The 20,258-nt window shown below is 65.1% G+C and carries 19 protein-coding genes; 7 read left to right on the top strand and 12 right to left on the bottom strand.

Annotated elements, in window-relative coordinates:
- Positions 1–165 precede the first annotated feature (165 nt).
- Positions 166–3,762 (top strand): NACHT domain-containing protein, encoded by a 3,597-nt coding sequence (locus EPD65_RS14620; RefSeq protein WP_207891569.1) that lies wholly within the window; start codon positions 166–168, stop codon positions 3,760–3,762.
- Positions 3,763–3,879: 117 nt separating this feature from the next.
- Here EPD65_RS14620 and EPD65_RS14615 read toward each other — a convergent pair whose 3' ends face one another.
- On the bottom strand, positions 3,880–4,296 hold the full coding sequence (locus tag EPD65_RS14615; RefSeq protein ID WP_131585418.1) for a hypothetical protein: 417 nt from the start codon (positions 4,294–4,296) through the stop codon (positions 3,880–3,882).
- Positions 4,297–4,739: 443 nt separating this feature from the next.
- On the opposite strand from EPD65_RS14615, the gene EPD65_RS14610 reads away from it, so the two are divergent.
- The 3 genes from EPD65_RS14610 to EPD65_RS14600 all read left to right on the top strand — a co-directional run bounded on the left by EPD65_RS14610 (position 4,740) and on the right by EPD65_RS14600 (position 7,193).
- Positions 4,740–4,997 carry a hypothetical protein gene (locus EPD65_RS14610; protein ID WP_131585416.1) on the top strand — a complete coding sequence of 86 codons (258 nt, stop codon included), beginning with the start codon at positions 4,740–4,742 and terminating at the stop codon, positions 4,995–4,997.
- Positions 4,998–5,193: 196 nt separating this feature from the next.
- Positions 5,194–6,675 carry a PIN domain-containing protein gene (locus EPD65_RS14605; RefSeq protein ID WP_131585414.1) on the top strand — a complete coding sequence of 494 codons (1,482 nt, stop codon included), beginning with the start codon at positions 5,194–5,196 and terminating at the stop codon, positions 6,673–6,675.
- A complete protein-coding gene (locus EPD65_RS14600; protein ID WP_131585412.1) occupies positions 6,648–7,193 on the top strand; it encodes an ASCH domain-containing protein in 546 nt (181 codons plus the stop codon). The genes EPD65_RS14605 and EPD65_RS14600 overlap by 28 nt, the downstream gene beginning before the upstream one ends.
- A 212-nt stretch (positions 7,194–7,405) precedes the next feature.
- Here EPD65_RS14600 and EPD65_RS14590 read toward each other — a convergent pair whose 3' ends face one another.
- The 6 genes from EPD65_RS14590 to EPD65_RS14565 all read right to left on the bottom strand — a co-directional run bounded on the left by EPD65_RS14590 (position 7,406) and on the right by EPD65_RS14565 (position 10,666).
- On the bottom strand, positions 7,406–8,290 hold the full coding sequence (locus tag EPD65_RS14590; protein WP_165873021.1) for an HNH endonuclease: 885 nt from the start codon (positions 8,288–8,290) through the stop codon (positions 7,406–7,408).
- 61 nt (positions 8,291–8,351) lie between these two features.
- Positions 8,352–8,789, bottom strand: a complete 438-nt coding sequence (locus tag EPD65_RS14585; RefSeq protein ID WP_131585406.1) for a hypothetical protein — start codon at positions 8,787–8,789, stop codon at positions 8,352–8,354.
- Positions 8,786–9,217, bottom strand: a complete 432-nt coding sequence (locus tag EPD65_RS14580) for a hypothetical protein (protein WP_131585404.1) — start codon at positions 9,215–9,217, stop codon at positions 8,786–8,788. The genes EPD65_RS14585 and EPD65_RS14580 overlap by 4 nt, the downstream gene beginning before the upstream one ends.
- The gene (locus EPD65_RS14575; RefSeq protein ID WP_131585402.1) at positions 9,214–9,810 is read right to left on the bottom strand and encodes a hypothetical protein; all 597 of its coding nucleotides are present in this window, start codon (positions 9,808–9,810) and stop codon (positions 9,214–9,216) included. The genes EPD65_RS14580 and EPD65_RS14575 overlap by 4 nt, the downstream gene beginning before the upstream one ends.
- On the bottom strand, positions 9,807–10,346 hold the full coding sequence (locus EPD65_RS14570) for a hypothetical protein (RefSeq protein WP_131585400.1): 540 nt from the start codon (positions 10,344–10,346) through the stop codon (positions 9,807–9,809). The genes EPD65_RS14575 and EPD65_RS14570 overlap by 4 nt, the downstream gene beginning before the upstream one ends.
- Positions 10,346–10,666 carry a hypothetical protein gene (locus EPD65_RS14565; RefSeq protein WP_131585398.1) on the bottom strand — a complete coding sequence of 107 codons (321 nt, stop codon included), beginning with the start codon at positions 10,664–10,666 and terminating at the stop codon, positions 10,346–10,348. Before EPD65_RS14565 ends, EPD65_RS14570 begins: the two co-directional genes overlap by 1 nt.
- A 174-nt stretch (positions 10,667–10,840) precedes the next feature.
- Here EPD65_RS14565 and EPD65_RS14560 point away from each other — a divergent pair, with 174 nt between their 5' ends.
- Both EPD65_RS14560 and EPD65_RS14555 read left to right on the top strand, forming a co-directional pair.
- Positions 10,841–11,068 (top strand): helix-turn-helix transcriptional regulator, encoded by a 228-nt coding sequence (locus tag EPD65_RS14560; protein WP_131585396.1) that lies wholly within the window; start codon positions 10,841–10,843, stop codon positions 11,066–11,068.
- Positions 11,069–11,118: 50 nt separating this feature from the next.
- Positions 11,119–12,453: an HhH-GPD family protein gene (locus EPD65_RS14555; RefSeq protein WP_341539064.1), complete on the top strand. Its 1,335-nt coding sequence runs from the start codon at positions 11,119–11,121 to the stop codon at positions 12,451–12,453.
- Here EPD65_RS14555 and EPD65_RS14550 read toward each other — a convergent pair.
- The 4 genes from EPD65_RS14550 to EPD65_RS14535 form a co-directional block, all read right to left on the bottom strand.
- Entirely contained in the window at positions 12,442–12,891 is a 450-nt protein-coding gene (locus EPD65_RS14550; RefSeq protein WP_131585394.1) for a hypothetical protein, read from the bottom strand. The genes EPD65_RS14555 and EPD65_RS14550 overlap by 12 nt on opposite strands.
- Positions 12,884–15,091 carry a hypothetical protein gene (locus tag EPD65_RS14545; RefSeq protein WP_131585392.1) on the bottom strand — a complete coding sequence of 736 codons (2,208 nt, stop codon included), beginning with the start codon at positions 15,089–15,091 and terminating at the stop codon, positions 12,884–12,886. Before EPD65_RS14545 ends, EPD65_RS14550 begins: the two co-directional genes overlap by 8 nt.
- Complete coding sequence (locus EPD65_RS14540; RefSeq protein ID WP_131585390.1) at positions 15,088–16,527, bottom strand: hypothetical protein; 1,440 nt, start codon at positions 16,525–16,527, stop codon at positions 15,088–15,090. Before EPD65_RS14540 ends, EPD65_RS14545 begins: the two co-directional genes overlap by 4 nt.
- A 251-nt stretch (positions 16,528–16,778) precedes the next feature.
- Positions 16,779–17,978, bottom strand: coding sequence for a site-specific integrase (locus tag EPD65_RS14535; protein ID WP_131585388.1), 1,200 nt, complete (start codon positions 17,976–17,978; stop codon positions 16,779–16,781).
- Between the two features lie 443 nt (positions 17,979–18,421).
- On the opposite strand from EPD65_RS14535, the gene EPD65_RS14530 reads away from it, so the two are divergent.
- A complete protein-coding gene (locus EPD65_RS14530; RefSeq protein WP_131585386.1) occupies positions 18,422–19,180 on the top strand; it encodes an HhH-GPD family protein in 759 nt (252 codons plus the stop codon).
- A gap of 150 nt (positions 19,181–19,330) precedes the next feature.
- On the opposite strand, the gene EPD65_RS14525 is transcribed toward EPD65_RS14530, so the two are convergent.
- On the bottom strand, positions 19,331–20,258 hold a 928-nt coding region (locus EPD65_RS14525; RefSeq protein WP_131585384.1), incomplete at its 5' end, for an AAA family ATPase.

Raw genomic sequence — 20,258 nt, 5'->3', positions numbered from 1 at the left:
GTCGCCTAACGTCGTCCTTCCCCACGCCGCGGCCAGCGCGAGGCCGTACTTGCCGCGAGAAGGGGCATGGTGACCCCACTTGACCGCGTGGCGCGAAGGCCCATTCGAGACTTGGACTCCGGCATTCTCGGGACGTTGTGGGCTCCTGTGTGAAGGATGGAGGACGTGGCGAGTTCGGGATCTTGGAAGTACCTCTACGAGCGGCTCGGTGACAAGCGGTTCCAGCAACTATGCGGAGCCCTAGTGCTGGATCGCTTTGACGACGTCTCGGTCTTCCCTGTGGGGGAGAAGGACGGTGGTCGAGACATGGTCTCGGGCACCGGAGAGAACCGAACGGTCCTTCAGGTGAAGTTCTCGGGCGATCGCAGCAAGAAGACCGCCGGTTGGATGAAGCAGCAGATCAACGGCGAGGCGGACAACATCGAGCGCCTCGTCAAAGAGGGCTGTACGCGCTACATCCTTATGACGAACGTGGAGGGCGGCGCGGCCCCCGGCTCGGGCTCGCGTGACGAGGTCGAGAAGGAACTCACGGCCCTTTCGAAGCAGTACAAGGTCGCGATGTCGTGTTTCTGGTCATCAGACCTCGACGCCTGGGTCGACAACGCGCCGTGGGAGATCAAACTCGCCTACGTCGACATGCTCGCGGGCACTGATGCCCTCTTCGCGCTGCTGACCTCCATGAACCTTGAGGACGGCGAGAAGCGCGAGAAGGACGTTCTGGTCACCTACGTCGGCACGCACTGGTCCCGTGATCGGCGGGTGAAATTCCGCCAGATCGATCTCGTGAGCGATCTCCTGAGCGACCTATTCGTTGACGTCACGGCGTTGCGTTCGCGTCTTCCTCGCGGAACAGCCTTTGCGCTAAGCGAGGTCGACCGCCTCGCCGAGCACCTGCTCGACAAGTCGACCCCGCCGCTGACCCTCATTGAGGGCGTGCCGGGCCAGGGAAAGTCCACCCTCGCCCAGTACGTCTGCCAGGTGTACCGCGCGACCTTCATCGGGCGGGATGAGTTGAAGGCGAAGGGCGAAGCGCTGCCGGAAGCCGAGACCGACGACCTTCGAGTGCCGTTCCGGATCGATCTGGCCGACTACGCCGAGTGGGCCACCGGCGGCGACCCGTTCGCGGTCACGGAGCCGGACCCGAAGAAGAAGCCGAAGCCGCCCAAGCGAGTCACTGTCGAGGACTTCCTCCTGGATCACATCGAGGCCGCGGCACCCGGCCACGACCTCAACATGGCCGACATTCGGAGTCTCCTTGGCCGGTTTCCGAGCCAGATCGTCTTCGATGGGCTCGACGAAGTCGCCTCGCCTGAACTGCGCCAGGCGCTCGTGGCGGAAATCGACGGGTTCATCGGGCGATGGATCCAGGTGCGCCCCGGCAACATGAGGGTGCTCGTGACCACCCGTCCCAATGCTTCGGGTCTCGCGGAGCCAGCGCCGGACCTGTTCCAACGACTGGAACTCCAGCCCCTCACAGAAGCGATCCGCAAGCGCTACCTCCGTCAGTGGGTCATTGCCCAGCAAATCGACGCCGGGGAGCGTAGGAGCCTAGAGCGGATCTTCGGTGAGCGAACGGCCGCTCCGCACGTGGCACAACTGGCCTCCAACCCGATGCAGTTGACGATCCTCCTGCACCTGATCCGTACGAAGGGCGACTCTCTGCCTACCGCGCGAACCAGCCTCTACCGCGCCTACATGGATCTGTTCCTCGCCCGCGAGGCGGCCAAGACCCGCGCCGTTCTGGACAACCTCTCGGACCTGGAGGAAGCGACCGCCTTTATCGGCTGGTTCATGCACGCGCTGACGGAGGTCGATGCCACGTCGACCCGGCTACCTGGTGCTCGGATCATTCGCGAGATGACCATGTATCTGGCTAGCGTCCAGAAGGCGACGGACGGCGTCCAGGATCTCTTCGCGGCGCTGCGCGATCGCGTGTGGGTGCTGACAAGCAAGCACACCGGCACCTATGAGTTCGACGTGCAGTCGATCCGGGAGTTCTTTGCGGCGCGTTTCCTGTACGAGTTCGCCCAGTCGGACAACGGCCACGGCTATGAGCCCGAGACTGCGCTCGTCGAGTTGCTTCCTCGCTCATACTGGTCGAACGCGGCCCGGTTTCTGGCCGGGCACTTCCAATCGCGCGAGATCGCTCATGTCGCAGATCTGATACAGGAACGCCTTGATGACGTTCATGGAGCCCGGCAGGTCCGCACGACGTTGTGGACTCTCCTCGCCGACGGCATCTTCAAGGAGCGGCCACTCGTTCAAACCCGCGTCGCGGAGATGCTCGCCGACGACCTGACGGTTCGATTCGTAGCCCCGGAAATCGTGCGTGGATCCACACTGCCGACGCTGGCGGCTGAGTTTGGTGCGCCCGTTTTGAGCGCCGTGCTCCGAGACGCGGTAACCAGGGACCCGACCTCGCCGATGACTCGGTCGCGGATGACCGTGGCGATCAGCGTCGGCGATCCGAAGGATCTCGAAGTGTGGTGGCAGTCCGAACTCGGGAAGGCCGCCGGAAAGCCAGCGGAGACGGCATGGCTCATGGCGGGCGGTTCGCGACGGTTCGCGTCGTCCCTACCTCCGACGACGGTCGACGCCCTGACTTTGGACACGTCTAGATCAGCCCTGGCTGCGATCGAAGCGGGAGTGAGTCCGGAAGACGGATCGAAGAGCGCCCAGCGTCTGCTAGATGCCGTCCTTGACGGGGAGTGCTCCGACGCCATTCCTCATGGCACCTCCGAGGCCAGTGACCTCCTCCGCGTCGTCCCGCCCCGCGTGCTTCTGATGATGACGGGCCTCGAAGGGGTCGGGGGCAATCTGAACATCGCTGGTCACCGAGCCTTCGCGATCCAAGAGGGCGAACGAACTGCCGCTCTGAAGCGGTTGGCCGACCGGCGTGGCAACCGTGATATTCAGGAGGCGCTGAGGATCCACAAGGGAGACGGCCGTACTACGACGCGTTGGGTAAACACAGCCCGTGCCCTGACTGCTGCGTACGGCCGACCAACTTGGCTCGCGACCGAGATCGCGGCCATTGCCGCGGCGTTGCCGGAATCGGTCTACTTCACCGGCGGCAATCTCACTAAGGGTGCGCCATGCTTTGGAGCAGCGATGGACTACGGCCAATGGGTGCCAGCGGTTCGCGCACACAAGTCGGACCAGGACTGGTGGAGGCAACAAGTCGCGCTATGCGACTGCGAGCATGCGAGCGCGACGTGGGTTCTCGGCCTAGTTAGCGCGGCTAACGCACCCCTAGTGCAGGCGCTGCTCACTGAGATTGCAGGCATCGTGAGTGACTTGCCGCCGACCGAGAAGCAAGCCCTCATCGAGGCAAGCAGTCGCATCGGTGCATCTGGAATTCCGCGCAACCTCGGCAGCGTCCAAGTCGATTCTGATGCGTCCGTCGAAGTTCGCCTATTGCTCGGGCACTACGCGAACAACCCGGCAGATCTCTTTGACGATGACCTCATCCTCGAAGCCGCCGTCCTCGGCCGTGGCTCGTGGCCCGCGGCTCGGGCAGCAGAGGAGCGCTTCAGGGTAGATCCGTCGCTCGATGCGGTTCGTTTGATCGCCGCCTTCGGGACCGGGCCGACCGAGGTGTTGCCCGTGGAGGGAGATATCCCGGATGAGGTGGCAGAGCAGATGCTGCTGCACCCCGCTGACTACTCGTTGGGCTGGCTGATCGCTGCGGATCGAGCGTTGACGTCACGGCGCTATCGCGCACCGTTGAAGAACCATGCCGACACCATGTGGGGGATCTGACTGGGACGTGCGCTGGATCGTCCGTCTGATCATTTGTCACAAGCACGCGCATCGATGCGTCAAGTGAGGCGCCATTGGAGCGACGACCCCGTCGCAGGACGTCTTGAAGAAACGTGATTAGAGGTGGGCCTCCTCAAACGACTCGGGCTGCCATGTGGTGCCGGACGACAGTCGAACGACTGGGAGGCTCAGTTCGAGGTCTTGCTCTGCTGCGACCGCGCTTTCGGCGAGCCAGCCCGTGCAGTCGACATGTGGGTACTCATCAGCGATTGCTGCGTCGACCAGCAGGAGACTTAGCGGCACGTGGTGAATCACAGCGGAAGGAGCCGGAGCGGGCGCGCGCACATCAGTCCCTGTGATGGAGAAGTGGATCTGCATGCCGCGATGCATCCCGCCCACAGATGCCCCCTCCGTTGGTGGCGTCAACGCCATCAAGAATCGCCGGTCGCCCTCCCAAGCCTTGCCGTCGCTCGCCCTGATCGCGGCGATCAGGTCGGGGTGCGTGCCGACCAGGCCTTCCGCGACAGCCGTCATCCCGGCCAACGCCGCACGAATGAAGCGGCCTGGGCGTGCGCCTGGAATGGTGGCGCGGATGCCGTTGGCGCCATGACCCTCTAGAACGACGAGGCCCTCGGCCCAGAAGGTCGCCCACTTGATGTACTCGTCGTCCCAGGGTGAGGTCTCTGCGCGGCAGGCATCGCAGTGGGCGGGAACCCTAATTCCTCCAGGCCTGCCTCGGTCGAGTTCGAGGCGCTGCTCAGCAGAAATTCGCCCTCGACGCGAAACGCCATCGTTGAACGCTGCGCGGGGCGGAACATGGGCCTCAGTAAGCCGCGCGTATCGCCCACATAGTGCGCATGCTCCCTTCTTAGCGTGGGTGCGCGGGCTGAGTGGGCGCGGCTGCTGCATGCATGCCCAACTTCCCTGATGGCACCAATGTTCCGGAGGCCGAGGCGCCAACGTGACACTCTGAGCGCATGCCACTGACCGAAGACGAGGTAACGCGACTAGATGATCGTGCTAGGGAAGTCGGTCGGCGGGTCGGATGGGATCTCAAGTTCGTCGTGGCGCCAAATCCTGAGTTCGTCGGTCTCGCGGTGGGTTCCATCTTCATCAAGGGTCTGGATCGGCTCAATGACTTGGCCTACCTCGACATCGACCTCGATCTCGATGCGATAGAGCGAGGCGATCGCCGCATCGTGTTCGACGAGGACGGCGACCCCCGTCTGCTCTAGTTAGCGGCGAGCGGGCGCTGCGGGGCAGCAGGACGCCTCCGGCTTCGAAAGTGAGACGTTCGCTGGCCTCAAATCGCGCAAGGGTGGCTGTACCCGCGTTGAGTCGTGTCGCCCTCGGGCCCCGGATTCGTCGGGATCGCCAGGCAGAGGGTCGAAATGTGGCACGCCGATTGGTTTGACGGGGCAATCTTGTCTCGTGCTGTTCCTGATTGACAGCAATGTCGCCATCAAGGCAGACCCGCTCGGTCACGTGCTCGAAGCAGGCGTCGACGTTGCCATGGAGTTCCTCCGTCTGGTGTCGACCCATCACCACGACTTGAGAACCCATCCGGCATCTCGCATCGACTTCGACCGCATCTCGGACCCGAAGAAGCGCGCAGCGCGCTTGGCGCTCTTCGGCCGGTATACGCCAATCACGTCGCCGCCTCAGGTAACGGCAGCACAGATCGCAGAGTTGGGCGAGGCGGTTCCTGGTTCAAACGATGCGGTCGACGACGCCCTGCTTGCTGCGGTGGTTGGGCACGCAGTTGGCTACCTCGTCACCGAAGACGACGGCATACATCGCAAGGCATTGCGGGTGGGCGTCGACCAGCGGGTCCTTCGACTGGCAGACGCTGTCAACCTGTTGCGTACGATCCACGTCGATCTTCCCTCGGCCCCGCCGTCGGTCCGACGGGTTAAGACGCATGAGTTGAACATCGACGACCCAATCTTCGATGGTCTCAAGGCGGACTACCCGCCCTTCGTCGAATGGTTTCAGCGGGCCGCTCAGTCGCAGCGCGATGCCCTGCTCATTGACGGCGCGAGCGAGCATGCGGGCCTCGTCATTCTGAAGAAGGAGCCCACCGGCGAGCATGGGTTGCCGGGACCTCAATTGAAGTTGTGCACCTTCAAGGTGGCTGACGAATACAGCGGCCAGAAGTACGGCGAGTTGTTGCTCAAGGCCGCGTTCGAGCAGGCGCATGCGGAGGGATACAAGGGCGTCTTCGTCACGCTGTATGCGAAGCAGGAAGTGCTGGCGGGAGTCCTCCGCGGGTTCGGCTTCAAACCCCTCGCGGGGGTGACCACCGACTCGGGAGAGATGGTCTTCGCCAAGAGCCTCGTTGCGCCGAACGACACCACGCTGACTCCGCTAGAGCAGCACATTGCCTATGGCCCGCCGTGGATCGCGTGGGACGAGACCACACCCTTCATCGTCCCCATCGAGCCACGTTGGCACCGCGTTCTGTTTCCGGACGCGGAGCCCGAAGAAGGGGCGCTCTTCTCTGCTGCGGACGTCGGAACACGACCCTTCGGCAACGCGCTACGTAAGGCTTATCTCTGCAATGCTTCGACGCGCCTCCTCAAGCCCGGCGACCCGTTGTTGTTTTATCGGAGTCATGATGAGAAGGCGGTCTTCGTGATTGGGGTGTGCGAGTCCACCCTGGTCAGCCAGGACCCCGACGAGATCCTTGCCGAGGTCGGCAATCGCACTGTCTACCCACTCGCGGACATCAAGGCACTGGCCCGACGCGGCGACGTGCTCGTCGTGAAGTTCCGCCAAGACAGGGTCCTTCGAGCGAACCCCATCACCATCGACGAACTACGGGCGGCGAAGGCGGTCAACGGCTGGCCTCAGCAGATCCAGCGCATCAGAGAGGAAGGGCGCGAATGGTTGTCGATCAGGTCGGACGTGTAGCCCTGTTCTCAATCCACCCGCGGTACGCGGAGGCAATCCTCACTGGAACGAAGAAGGTTGAGTTTCGTCGCCAGGGTCTCCCCGCCGACGTCACCCATGTCGTCATCTATGCGACGGCACCGGTCCAGCGCGTCGTCGGCGCGTTCGAGATCGAGGGCATCGACTGCGTTCCTCCGAGCGCTGCGTGGTCCCAATACGGTGACGTCGGCGGCATCGAAGAAGATCCGTTCTTCGATTACTACGACGGCGCTGAGGCCGCGTTTGTGATTCGAGTGCGCGATGCGAGGCGGTTCGACGCGCCCGTTGCTCTTGCCGACATCGCAGATGGCCTTCGTCCCCCGCAGTCCTACATGTATCTAACCGACGAACGATTGTCCCGGACGCTTGCTCTGGGATCCAGGGCCGATAGTCACATACATGGGACGAGCCCGGGCACCCGGATCGAACGTATGTTCTATCGTTTGTTTCGTGGCCTCTCCTCCGAAGAACGACGCGTGGGGGCCGTACGCCGCGCATGAGCAGCGGTTCGTCTTCATCAAGCGTGCCGGTGCGCTGAAGCCCTATCTGGGGTATGTGGTCGAGTGGCCACTCACCGCGAACTCGAATCGGTTCCTCGTCGCATTCGTCGAGGACGGCGTGCGTCGAACTTTCCGCATGGAGTGGTTCGAGCGAAGGCTCCTGGTGCCCGTCGAGGTCGACCCGAACGCGTCGACGAGGCGACCCGGAGGTCCTAGTTCGGTCGCCCTCGGCGCACCGCCTCTTTAGCAAGGTTGCACCTCAAATGAGCCAACTGAAGGTTGGGCCACGCATCCGTACCTCCCAGGACCACGGGTACGACATGATCGACCGAACCCGCATTCGGTGAAGGCCAGTAGACGTCGCGCTCGACGGCCCCATGGCACAGGGCGCAGGTCCAGCCATTCGCCTCCCCGAGCCTCACGACCGTCGCCCGACTGTTGACGCCGCGATGCGCACGGGTTGGCTTGCAGCGGCGACCGCAGTAGCGCTGCACGTGATTGGCCGGCTTGAACTGTTCTCCGCAAGTCGCACAGGGTCGGGGTGGGACATCCACGACCTGTTCTCGCACGCGAGGCTTGTTCTTCGAGTACAGCGGGTCCCCGTACGTGTGCCAGCGATAGTAATGAGACGAGCAGAAGCCACGCGCATTCGTGGGTTTTCCACAACCTTCGACCGTGCATGACGTGTCGACCTGCGGCGGGAAGAATTCCGGGTCACCGAAGCGGCGCCAGCGTTGATAGTGGGCTCCGCACCAGCCCCGCACCTTCGGCGGCTGGTCGCAGCCCTCAATCGAACATGCAACAGGAATCAATTCGTTGGGGCGAGTGGGTACCCGGCGCATTCCTGGTGGCGGCGGTGGGAGCACTGGCCTTGCCGCACGCTCGGCTGCGCGCCGCTCGGCGTAGTAGTGGTGTTTGCACAGATCGAAGGCAATGACCTTCCGCCCGCAGCCGTCGTAGCGGCAGGCGGCGGCGACCGGCTTCTTGAGCAACGGGGCGTCCGGGTCGCCATAGAGCCGCCACCGGCGATAGTGCTTGTCGCACCAGCGATTCATCTTCGCAGCGCCACGTTCGCACCCGGCGACCTCACACTCCATGCAGGGCAATCTAGATCCGGTCGCCGACGCAGTGCGTGGGTTCCTGCTTGGAGTCACCCCTTCAGATTTCGAACATGGGCCGGGTCTGGCCGTGAGGCGAACATGCATGCCTCGCGTGTCGGACCTCGACCTCCACCGTCCGATGCTGGCCAACGACCAAACGCATGTGCTCCTGAGGCCCGCCCCGCTTCGCGCGGGAGATGACCTCTGTGACCGCCCTAGCGAACGCGGACTCGTCCGGCGTCAGTTCGACCGGCGTCACGCTGGCGATCTCCTCGGGCCGCAGGAAGTAGAGCACCCCCGCGTCGTCTTCAATCTGCAACATCGGCTTCCGCACGCCGTCCGCGTGTAGAACTTCGCCCGCGAGTCCCCAGCCAACGACGGTGGATCCGTCCTTGGTGATGACGCATACCTCATCGTGCAAACAGGCCCACGTGAGCGGCATCGTCTCTCCCTGCTCGGTCGGGAACAACCAGCACGTGCAGCCTTCAGTGCTCACGAGGCGTCCTGCCGCGATCGCAAGGCTTTCATCAGCACCGTGCTCTCAAGCCACGCCTGGGGGCTCTCGGCAAACGGCATGGGGTGGCCGAACAGGTACGTCTCGTAGAAATGCTCAGCGTCATTGCGAAGGAATCCGATGACGTTGGCGACGTACCGGTCCGACATCGAGGCGATTCGATGAGGAACCCGGAGCACGTCGACCCACCATGTCCCTTGAGTAAAGACGCGCGTATCGAGGCAGCCGGGCGCGAGAGCCTCCCAGTCCTCGAACGCCCGGTTATCGGGCGTGCTCGCCAAGGCCCGGGTGACGCCTTCCAACACCTGTTCCGCTGACACGCCGCGCTCCCAAGCCCGCCGGATTGCCTCCACCGCGTTCCCGCCGCACGCCGACACCTGATCGAACACGTCGGCCCATTCCGACGTCATTCGTCCTCCCGGCCCTCAAAACGGGCGATGTCGTCCGCAAGGAGGGCCGCCACGTGCGCGCGAACCGAGCCCGCGGCCTCCGAATCTGCCTTCCAGCGCCTGGCGAGCCGCGAACTGCCAAGGACCCCAGGTTCTGCCAGCCAGTCGCAGAGCCCCTGGATGTAGTCGTCCATCGCGTCCTCGATGCTGGGGCCTTCGCCGTACGCGGGGATGTCGCCACCTCGAACGGACCAGCCGTCAAGGACCCCCCGCGTGCGACTAGACAGGTAGATCGGGCTCGGCGGCGGCACCTCGTCCTCGAACATCTCTCTGACCGCAGTGACCCACGTTGTTGTCCACCACTCGTCCAGGGTGCGCCAAATGCGCAGGGGGCGGCCAACCCAGACCTCGCCAAACTGGTCAGGGCCCAACGCCCCCGAAGCAAAGGCGGCCAGCCGTTGCCACTGCCGGTCAGTCGGGTAGGGGGTGGCCGAGTGTTCACCGGGTACCCGCATCCAAATGTTCTCGTCGAGGTCGAGAATCTGGCGAGTGCCGCGCTCCGTTGTGACCTCCCAGACGCCTGTCTGCGGCCAGTACCGGTCGAACGCGGTCATCGGGCGGGCTCCACAAGTCGTACCGGCGTCGTGACCCGAGTTGTGTTGACGTACCCCAGATAGTCGTCCACCTCGCCAATGAGCAGGCACGCTGGCTCATTCAGTCGAATCGGATCGAGGTGCAGCAGGGGCAGGACGTCGCCGTCTCGACGAAGCGGGACCGACCCCGCTCGCTCTCGACTCGGGCGCTCGTTGGCAGCGGCCTGAACACGTTGGATTGTCTTGGCATCGAGATCAAACAGGTGCGTCGAGCCGGATGCGGTGGTCACGAGCCAGCGACCCACGCAGTTGGTGCACAGGACGATCCGGTCGTCATGCTCGTGCGACGCGAGTTCTCGCCGCGCCGCCTCGCAGACAAGGCATTCGCAGGTCCAGACGAGCGGAGTGGCCTCAGCCAGGGCACGGGCATGCTCGGCGCAGTAGTCACCAAAGGCAGCAGGAGTGGCCGAGAGGTGCAGGACGATCGCGTTCTCGCGACCGCAGCCCTCCACGTAACAGCGGTCCGGAGCCTTCGAGTTACCGCTGACCGCGAACATCAGAGCGCCCCCGGCCGATTGAGTCGGGCGAGGACCTTGACCTCCACCCAATCTGGATCCTCGTCCAGCCACGAGTCGAGGCACTCCGAACAGAGCAGCCAGACCTCGTCGCATCGCCGCGGAATGCTGCCTTCAACATCGACGGCAACGCGGACCCGGGCTCGCCAGGAGGCGGGCTGGGGACAGGGCCTGCTGCCGTCGTTACGGACCGGCAGTTCGCTGTCATGGTCGTGCGGGCAGTCGCAGTAGGCGATGGGCGTGAGTGTCCGGAGAAGTACCGCAGCATCGTCCGAAGTGACCAGCGTGTGAGTTGTGCTCATGCACTGAGTGTTGGGTAAAACCACCGCCACGCTGGACACTAGAGCCGGGCGCGCTAACAGCGATTGCCCCAACGGATCGCGGCTGAATGCGGTTGCTTGCGCTCGCTTGCCGGGGTCCTCAGGAAGGTGTCCGGACCCTGATACACGCCACAGAAACGAGGCCAGACCTCAGCCATGCACGACCCGCTGATGACGCCAGATGAGGCGGCTGCCTACCTGGCAATTTCGCGCTCCACGCTGATTACGTGGCGCTCGCGGCGACCCGACTACGGACCGCGAGCCATCAAGATCGGCGGGCTACTGCGATACCGCCTGAGCGACCTGAATGACTGGCTTCAGGGCTTCGAAGAGTCCGGGGACTCCGAGACGCCTTCTGCGAGCAACCGCGCCAACAAGGCTTGAGACTCCAGTGCCTTCCGAGCGGTGTAGCCCGCCAGGAGTAGCGGCCCGAAATGGACATCGAGCGCCGCTATGTGAGCCATTCGCAAGTGCGCGTCGCCACGCGCGATGGCACGCATCTGCCAAGGCTTCACACCGATACCCGATTGTTCCGCCAGGTCACCCCAGGAGTTCCAGCCCTTGCGTGCCATCTCTCGGCCCACGAGTCGAATAATCTCGTGTTGTATGCGCGCGGCGCGCAGGCCGATTTTCCCGTCGAGCGTTTGGGTCTCTTCGTCATCGCGCCACTCGATTGCTCCGTCGCGTCCAAAGTTGCGACGGTCCTGCTGGGCAACCCAGGAGACCGGCGGTGGAAGCGTCATGCCCACAGGGTGCTGCCGGGGAGGCATGTCGATCGCTCAGATGTGAGCGACACTCCAACAGCATTGAGTTTTTACCAACATTGGAAGAGATTGGCCGCCGCTGTCATCATTAGATCGATGAACGGACCGCCCGCAGCCACCGAGGTCGCCGCGACCGTTCTAACGGACGCGGTTCGAGAGTGGTACGACGCCAACCAGAGGGCCCTGCCGTGGCGCTCCGGAGATCGGACGCCTTGGGGCGTCCTTACCTCCGAGATCATGCTTCAACAGACACCAGTTGCACGCGTCCTTCCGGTATGGACCGCATGGATGGAGCGCTGGCCCACTCCTGCCACGCTCGCAGCCGCCAGCACGGAAGACGTCCTCCGTGCTTGGGGGCGTCTCGGCTACCCACGACGAGCCCTGAATCTCCACCACGCAGCCATTGCCGTGATGGACCGGCACGGTGGTGTGCTTCCAGACGACGAGGCAACGCTGCGCATGCTCCCCGGCATTGGCGAATACACAGCGGCTGCGATCTCTTCCTTCGCCTATGGCAAGCGCGCCGTGGTTCTGGACACCAATGTGCGGCGCGTGATCGCCCGAGCGGTGGCGGGCGCGGAATTCCCCCAGCCCTCTCTAAACAACACCGAACGCGACCGGGCGCGAAGCCTTGTCCCCGAGGACACCGCGGACGCAGCACATTGGGCAATCGCCGTGATGGAACTGGGGGCCCTCATCTGCACGGCTCGTGCGCCGTCGTGTGAGGCGTGTCCGATCGCCAATCTGTGCGCCTGGCGCGCTGCCGGAAGCCCCCCGTACGACGGCCCCACACGACGCACTCAAAAGTTCGAGGGAACCGACCGACAGATTCGCGGCCGCCTAATGTCAGTGCTTCGCGAGGGAACCGGGCCCGTCGATGGCCTCGCACTGACCGCTGCCTGGCCGGACGGTCCCCGACGCGACCAGTGCCTAGCCGGGCTCATCGACGAGGGTCTAGTGGACCTGACAGAAGGCGGCATGTACCGCCTCGGTTCAGGGGCCTGAGGACCGATCCCGTCGACTCCGCCGCGCTCGTGCGATCGCCAGGTCCGGTGGAGCCGGGTAGTCGGCAAAGCCCGGGTCCGTCGCATACGCGAGAGCCCGCTCAAGGTCTCGGATGCGTACCTTCTGCTGTTCAACGACGTCAGTCAGAGCCGCGACGACTGAGAGGAGTTCCTCAGCCGCGGCCCTCGGATTGCGTTTCAGCGGGTCCGCCGACTCATCCTCTTCAGGCGATACCGGCCGCCCCAGGAACACCGCCTCGACGTCGGCAAGCAGGGTGACGATCTCTGGGTGGTCCTGCTTCACCCGGTAGAAGGACTTATGCGACACACCCGCCGCAGCAATGAGTTCTGCGTTCGTGGCTCGGGTAGCAACATCCCGATCGCGATACGTGGCCAGGATCGCGGCCCTTACCTTCTCAACAGTCTCCGGACTAGCCACGAATGTCCTCCGATCGAAGTTGCGATGCGAGCAGGCGCTCTCGCCTCTCCAGTACTTGGCGCTGGGCCTTGCCGATGCGGGGCATGCCCAGCCACTCCTGAACCTGCCGGTGCCGCTCGCGAATCAGTGGTTGCTGCTCCGGGTCCACGAGCACGTTCGCGCATGACTCGGGGCGGCACAGTCCTTGGATCGGCTCAGTTCCGTCCTCCACACACTCCATGGTTGGCACGTAACGGAGGCAGTGCACCAGGGTCCCTGGGTGCAGGATGCTCGCGGTTGAGCGGATCGCCTGGACGAGTTCGGGCGTACTGAGCACGCGGGCCTCGAATTGCTCCTCAGGACCGGCCGCTGCCTCGTCGTCGTAGGGCGCAACGTCCAGTTCGTCGAAGAGCCGCCGGGCCGATCGAACCAGTCCGCGACCCGCATGGCCGACCACCTCGTCATCGAGCCAGATGCGCATGTAGAGGTCCACGGTCTTCATGGCACGCTCCTGCGCCTCTGAGTTGGCGAGCGTGTTCAACATCGAGCCGGTCCAGTCACTGTTCGCTCCGTTGGCAGCGTAGGAGTGGCTCATCGCGATGTGGGCGTGCTTCGCTTGCTGCTGGAACGCGACATCGCCGAGTGCAACAAAGTTACTGATCGAGGCCAACGTGTAACGGAACGCACGGGGCGTCACCGTGGGCCCGGCGTCGTTTCGAGGGCGCGCGCCCAGAGTGCCCCAGCCAGCGTCGACCGGCAGAAACCCGTGCAGGTGAGGGTCCGACCCCAACCGGGACACGAATCGCTGTATCGACTTCCAGTTCTCCCCGTTGGCCCGGTCCGATGCGTCGCGGATCCTGCGGAACCGGACTGTCTGGAACAGGAACGGCGCCTCTGGATCAATGATCTTGTCGAGCACGTCGCACGCGCTGAGCACCGTAGGCGTTGCCCACCAACGCATCGGTTCGCCCGCGCGGGTCTTCAACTCCTCCGACCACAACGCGGGGGATCCGTGCCATGTCGTTCTCCAGCCATGGCGAGGAATAGCGTCCAGTTCACTGTCTCGCATAGCCGTAAAGGCCATGACAACGATCTTCGCCGCATCGGCAAGCATCAGGGACTCAACGTCGATGCTGTTCCAGCAGAAGTTGTCGCGCCACGGCCCGAAGGTTCCATCGGGCCGCCGGACACAGGCGACTTCGATGGGGAGGCCGCCAGGAACCATCGGAACACCGGACGCGATACGGCCGTCGATGAATGGCCGGAACGCGCGGTAGTTGGCTGCCTGGTCGAACCCTGCCGCTGCGCGCAGCGTCTCGCGGCAGGGCTCCCCTACCCGAGCAGACTTGCCAGCCGTGCGCACGGTCGAAGACGGAAACCCACCGAGTTCCTCCATGGCGTCGTGAAGTCGTCGCGTCACTTCGTTGACGACGTCAGGATGGTCCGGGTACGCGTCCAGGTACGCGGCTCGCGAGGACTTCGGTGTGCTCATTGGCGAGCGCCAGAGGTCCCGCTCGACGCGCCAAGCCCGGGCGGCAAGGATGTCGCGCGAGGCCTGCTCGACATAGAAGAGCGCGTTTCCGACGACCGCCCGGAACAGTTCTGGTCGCAGCCCCTGCCCGGACAGCATCCTGGAGTAGTCAGCGCCGCCGTCCCACTGATGGGCCGTCATTCCCCTCATCGGGTCGAACCGGATGCCGCCGAGGGTGAGGACGGGCGCCACTCGATAGAGCAACCGAATGATGCGTCCGATGCCCGATCGCCCGTCACGAAGAACCACGTCACGGATCGAATCGACGTCATCTGCTGTCCATGTTCGCGGCAGGCCCAGCCCGAGTGCTGAAGAGATGCTCTCCACCTCTCGGAACGATCGCACGTAAGCCTCAATGGTCGACGCCCTCAGATGACCATCGCGGGCGAGCCTGCTATTCCGGTGGATCCAGACCCGCTCACGGAACTCCGCGCTGTTGATGTGGACAAACATGACCTCGCGCGTGAGAAGGGCCCACTCGGGCGTCATCGAGTCGAACGACACGCTCCAGTCGGCCCTGGTCCTGCCAGGGTCGACTCCCGAGATCTCCCAGGCGAGGTCACCAAACCGCGGCACAGGTTTCGATCCGCGCCAAGTATGAGGAAAAACCGCAGTGAAGTCGGCCACGAGGCTGGACGGCATGCGCCTGTCCGCCTCGCCGAGAAGCGGCCGGTCCACAAGGCCGTTCATGCAGGCCCACCTTCCATCCCCAAGTCGAACATCTCCGTGCCTGACGGCGCGACGTCTTCCCAGTCGGGTGCGAGGAGGGGCAGTACGTGGCGCACCCAGCGAACCGTCAATCCCCAGTGCAGTTCCCATGTTGGAGGCGGGAGGGAGGCGTGAGCCTTGGTCGCCAGGTCCAGGTACGCGCGAAGAGCAGGCACGTCATCTGGGCTCACAACGCCGTTGGGGCATGCGAAGCACGAACGATTTGCCTGGCCGCAGAGACGGCCCGCTCCCTCGCCCGAAAGTGGTGAGTTTTCAGGGTTCCGACAGCCGCTGGTCCCGACATGGTTGACGCCCAGGGCAGCGGCGGTGTCCGATGACGAGATGGGAGCGCCACTGAGGACCGTCCCCGCTCGGTCCACGGCGGTGGGCCGGAGACCCCGCGCCACCTCCTCCGCCAAGGAGGGCACTTGCGCCCACGCCTCACCGATGTCGCGCATCGCGATCTCATTGTTCAGGTAGTGCGCTGACAGCGTCTCGATTGTGTTGTCGTCGACAAGTTCGCTGAGCAGTAGACCGCCACCTGTCGCTGCCCATCGGGCCCACTTCGCTGATGGCCTGAGAGCGCGGTACGACAAGTCGGGGCCGCCGTCATAGAAGGGATCGACATCGACGGTGCGGCCATCACCCCTAACCGTCGCGCACCATGCCCTGAGACCACGGCCACCACCGGGATTGTGGATCGACAGTGGCGAAATCGAGGATGGAAAGGGGACAGGGTCCCGGGAACCGGCACCGATCCGGAAGGGCACATAAAGCCAGGGATTGTGGATCGCATCGCCCTCCGCGCAGGACCGGGTTGCAGCCGACGCATCCCTCAGCCGCCGCAGTAGTGAACCTGCTCTCCAAGGCTTGTCCGCGAGCATCAGTTCAACACCCGTCCGCCCCCCGCGGAACTTCAGCCACCGTACGCGCACGGTCGATTCGCCATCTCGCCAATCGACCACGGCCGTGGGCTGTGCGGGATCCAAGGACAGGTCGGCAACCACGTCCGCGCTCATTGACCACTCCCAGCAGAGCAGGATGTAGAACGCCGTCGTCTCGTGTCGGCGCAGCAGGGCCTCCGCCGGAGGCGTCGTACTGCCGTCCCACCCCGATGATCGAATCCGTGCCTCCGCGCTGGAAACGTCGCGCATCGCCTGCCGCAGGACATTGCGGAGCATCCGTGGCGGCATCGCCTCGGTCGGTGTCGTGTCGCGGGACGGGACCGCTGGCGGCGACGCGACGAAGACCCTGATCTCCGGCGAGACAGTTCCCGGCGCCGCCTCACGAAGGAGGTTCCAGACGTATCCCGGGCTGTATGTCGTCCGACCAAACGACTCTTCAACGTCTCGCAGGAATCGAACGGTGATGTCGCCCCAGCCCTCGATGTGATGCTCGGACAGGTTCTCGAAGAACATGCACAGCACGAGGCGCTGTCGATCAGCGGTCGCCCGGCGACCGTTTCCGTCGTAGGTGCGACGCCATTCATTCGCGAGGTATCGCGCGATGGGCTCGGCAGCACCTGCGGCCGACGGGTCGAGCGTCAGGATCTCAGGCTCCGTGGTGCCGCGCCGACCGACGCGGGCCTGAACAACGCCTATATCCCGGAGCGGCTCAGGCCGTCCTCGCAGCGGTGGCCGGGAAGCCAGTTGGCCAGGTGGCCTCGCAGTCACTCGCCGCCCTCCCCAAGGAAGTGCTCAATCCATGAGTCGCCCTGCGGGATCGCTGCCTGCGATTCCTGCACGAGGTACTGGAGGTAGAGAAGCGTGGTCTCCAGGTTCTTGTGGCCCAGCAAGCGCTGCACGCGCAAGAGTGGGTTCTGGTATCGACGCCGAAGCATTGCGGTGTCGGTTCGTCGGGCCTCGTCGAGGTTGAGGAGGTAAGCACGGTCGGCGTCGGCAACCTGCCGCAGCAGGTCCGACAGGGTGTTGACCGCGAACGTGTGGCGCAGCATGTGCGGTGTGACGCGCCGTGACTCGCGGCCTTGGCAGGCTGCGACCCTCGCGTTCGCCTCACGAAACGTCATCGACCAGGCCTCGGGGCCCACCATCGGCGTCCGCGTTCCCGGGAAGGCCGCCAGCGGAATCAGCCAATCGTCGCGCACCATGCTCAGAGTGCGCCCCGCGCCGGGCTCTGCGCCCAAGCGGCGGATGATGTCCGGAGTGGCAACCAGTCGTGTGCGCTGGCGCTTGGACAACGTCGCCAGCCGCCTCCATCCGAGGCCCTTCACCAGCACTCCGCAATCTCGCTGACCCCGACGCGCCACGTCCGTCACCACGACGAGGTCCCCGGCCGAGGAGAGTCGGCGCAGCGCGGACTGGGCGATCTCGACGGTGAGGAACCACTCGGTCTCCTGGTAAACAGCCAGACGGGATGCCCACGCCGCGCTCTCCTCCAACTCGCGCCCGGAACCCCACTTGCAGATCTCGGGGGGTAGGAAGCCGGTATTGAAGGCACGGCTCGGAACGCGGGCTGGTAGGTCGAGCAACGTGAGGTGAGATGCCTCAGCGCGGCGGCAACCGTGGGACACAAGGAAGTCTGCGTACAACGCGTCGCGCACCGGAGTCCGCATGGCGAGTCCGGCTTCGGTCATCCGACCGTGGCCGTCCAAGCCTTGAAGGCCGACAGCGCGGAAGCGCCCATAGTCCTCCGCCTCGACCACGCGCGGCCAACGGACCGATCGGTCAGCCACCCGTAGTCGCTGCCAATCGCGGGCAGTCATGAGCGGGCTCTTGATGATTCCCGCACCGACCGCAGAATCGTGGAACAACTGCAAGGCGGCGACATCGCCATTCCACGTCGACGGGGCAATCCCCGAGTGCTCGAAACGGACATCGTCGCGGTACTCCAAGAGCACGTCGAGGTCCATGAAATGGGGATCCGTGCCGGACTCCTCGCAGCACTCCACCCACTGGCGCACCTTGCTCGCGTAGCCACTCTCACTGCCATCCGCCAGATGCAGCGTGGACCTCAAGAACGGCGCGCCGCCAGGAAGCGGTGCGCCGCCCGACCCTAGAAGCACGCGTCTCGCTGATGGCAGAGCCCCACCCGCAGGTCGCGTCGGCCGCGACGCCAGGGCGGAGCCCACGCGGGATCGCAGGTCCACGTCGTCAATGCACGAGAGGTCAGGGTCGCGCCTTGGTACCCGCACCACGCGTGACCGCAGTAGCGCGCGCTCGTCCCCCGTCACAGGCGCGAGTGTTCCGATTGGTGTGTAAAAAATCAATCAGTGTGACTAAAACTCGCCATGCCGGTAGTCCGAATCGGCTCTGAGGCCTGACACAGAATCGGTCATCCCAAAACTCGGAGTTCATGCTCCAGCAGACCCCGGTCGCCCGCGTCCTGCCCGTGCACGAGGCATGGCTCGAGCGCTGGCCCACCCCGTCGGCACTCGCCGACGAGACGTCCGGCGAGGCCGTCCGGGCCTGGGGTCGCCTCGGCTACCCCCGCCGTGCGCTCCGTCTGCACGCCGCGGCGACCGAGATCCGCGACGCCCACGGAGGCGAGGTGCCGTCGACCTATGACCAGCTGATCGCGCTCCCCGGCGTGGGTGACTACACCGCCGCCGCGATCGCCTCCTTCGCCTTCGGGCGCCGCCACGTGGTGCTGGACACCAACGTGCGCCGCGTCCTCGCCCGCACGCTGACCGGCGCCGAGTTCCCCGCTGCCTCCGTCAACCGTGCCGAGCGTGACCTGGCCGCCACGGTGCTCCCGGAGTCCGATGACGACGCGGCCGCCTGGGCGGCGGCCTCGATGGAGCTCGGCGCGGTCATCTGCACCGCGGCCCGGCCGGCCTGTGACAGCTGCCCCGTCGTCGACCTGTGCGCATGGCACGCGGCCGGCCGTCCGGCGTACGACGGGCCGGCGAGGAAGGTGCAGGACTACGCCGGCACGGACCGCCAGTGCCGCGGCCGCCTGCTCGCCGTCGTACGCGATGCGGAAGGCGCCGTTCCGCGCGGGCGCATCGACGCCGAGTGGCACCTGGCCGAGCAGCGCGACCGCGCCTTGGTCTCGCTCGTTGCCGACGGCCTGGTCGCCGAGGTCGAGCCGGGCTGGTTCGCCCTCCCCTGACGCCGAGACGGGGCCCGTGCCGCGCCGAGACGAGGCTTGTGCCCGGCACAGGGCCCGTCTCGGCGCGGCACGGGCCTCGTCTCGGCAGTCAGGCAGAAACGGCAACGGCCCCGCTCCCTTGCGGGAACGGGGCCGTCATCAGTGAGCGAATCAGCTCGCGTCGGTCTCCGGGTGCTCGGCAGCCGGGCCGTCCGCCGTGGTCTCCAGCGGGGGGACGTCCGGGACGGCCGAGACCTTCTGGCCGACGAAGGTGAACGTCGCGGTCGGACCCTCACCCTCGACGTCGACCAGGACGATCTGCCCGGCACCGATCTCACCGAAGAGCAGCTTCTCGGCGAGGATGTCCTCGATCTCGCGCTGGACCGTACGACGCAGCGGGCGCGCGCCCAGGACCGGGTCGAAGCCGCGCTTGGCGAGCAGCTCCTTCGCGGCCGGCGTGAGCTCGATGCCCATGTCGCGGTCCTTCAGGCGCTTCTCGACCGACGCGATCATGTTGTCGACCATCGCGATGATCTGCTCCTGCGTCAGCGGCGGGAACACGATGACCTCGTCGACACGGTTGAGGAACTCGGGACGGAAGTGCTGCTTGAGCTCCTCCGAGACCTTCGCCTTCATCCGGTCGTAGGAGCCAGCGGTGTCGGCGCCCTGCTGGAAGCCGAGGCTGACTCCCTTGCTGATGTCGCGCGAACCAAGGTTCGTGGTCATGATGATCACGGTGTTCTTGAAGTCGACGACACGGCCCTGCGAGTCGGTCAGGCGACCTTCCTCGAGGATCTGCAGCAGCGAGTTGAAGATGTCCGGGTGGGCCTTCTCCACCTCGTCGAAGAGGACGACGGAGAACGGCTTGCGGCGCACCTTCTCGGTGAGCTGGCCACCCTCTTCGTAGCCGACGTAGCCCGGAGGCGAGCCGAAGAGGCGCGAGACCGTGTGCTTCTCGGAGAACTCCGACATGTCGAGCTGGATGAGCGCGTCCTCGTCACCGAAGAGGAACTCGGCCAGCGTCTTCGACAGCCACGTCTTACCGACGCCCGACGGGCCGGCGAAGATGAACGAACCGCCGGGGCGCTTCGGGTCCTTC

This window comes from Nocardioides jejuensis (assembly GCF_004337475.1).
GTDB classification, from domain to species: Bacteria; Actinomycetota; Actinomycetes; order Propionibacteriales; family Nocardioidaceae; genus Nocardioides; species Nocardioides jejuensis.
Note: the sequence above shows the minus strand (reverse complement) of the source record. Positions and strands in the feature narration are given on the sequence as shown.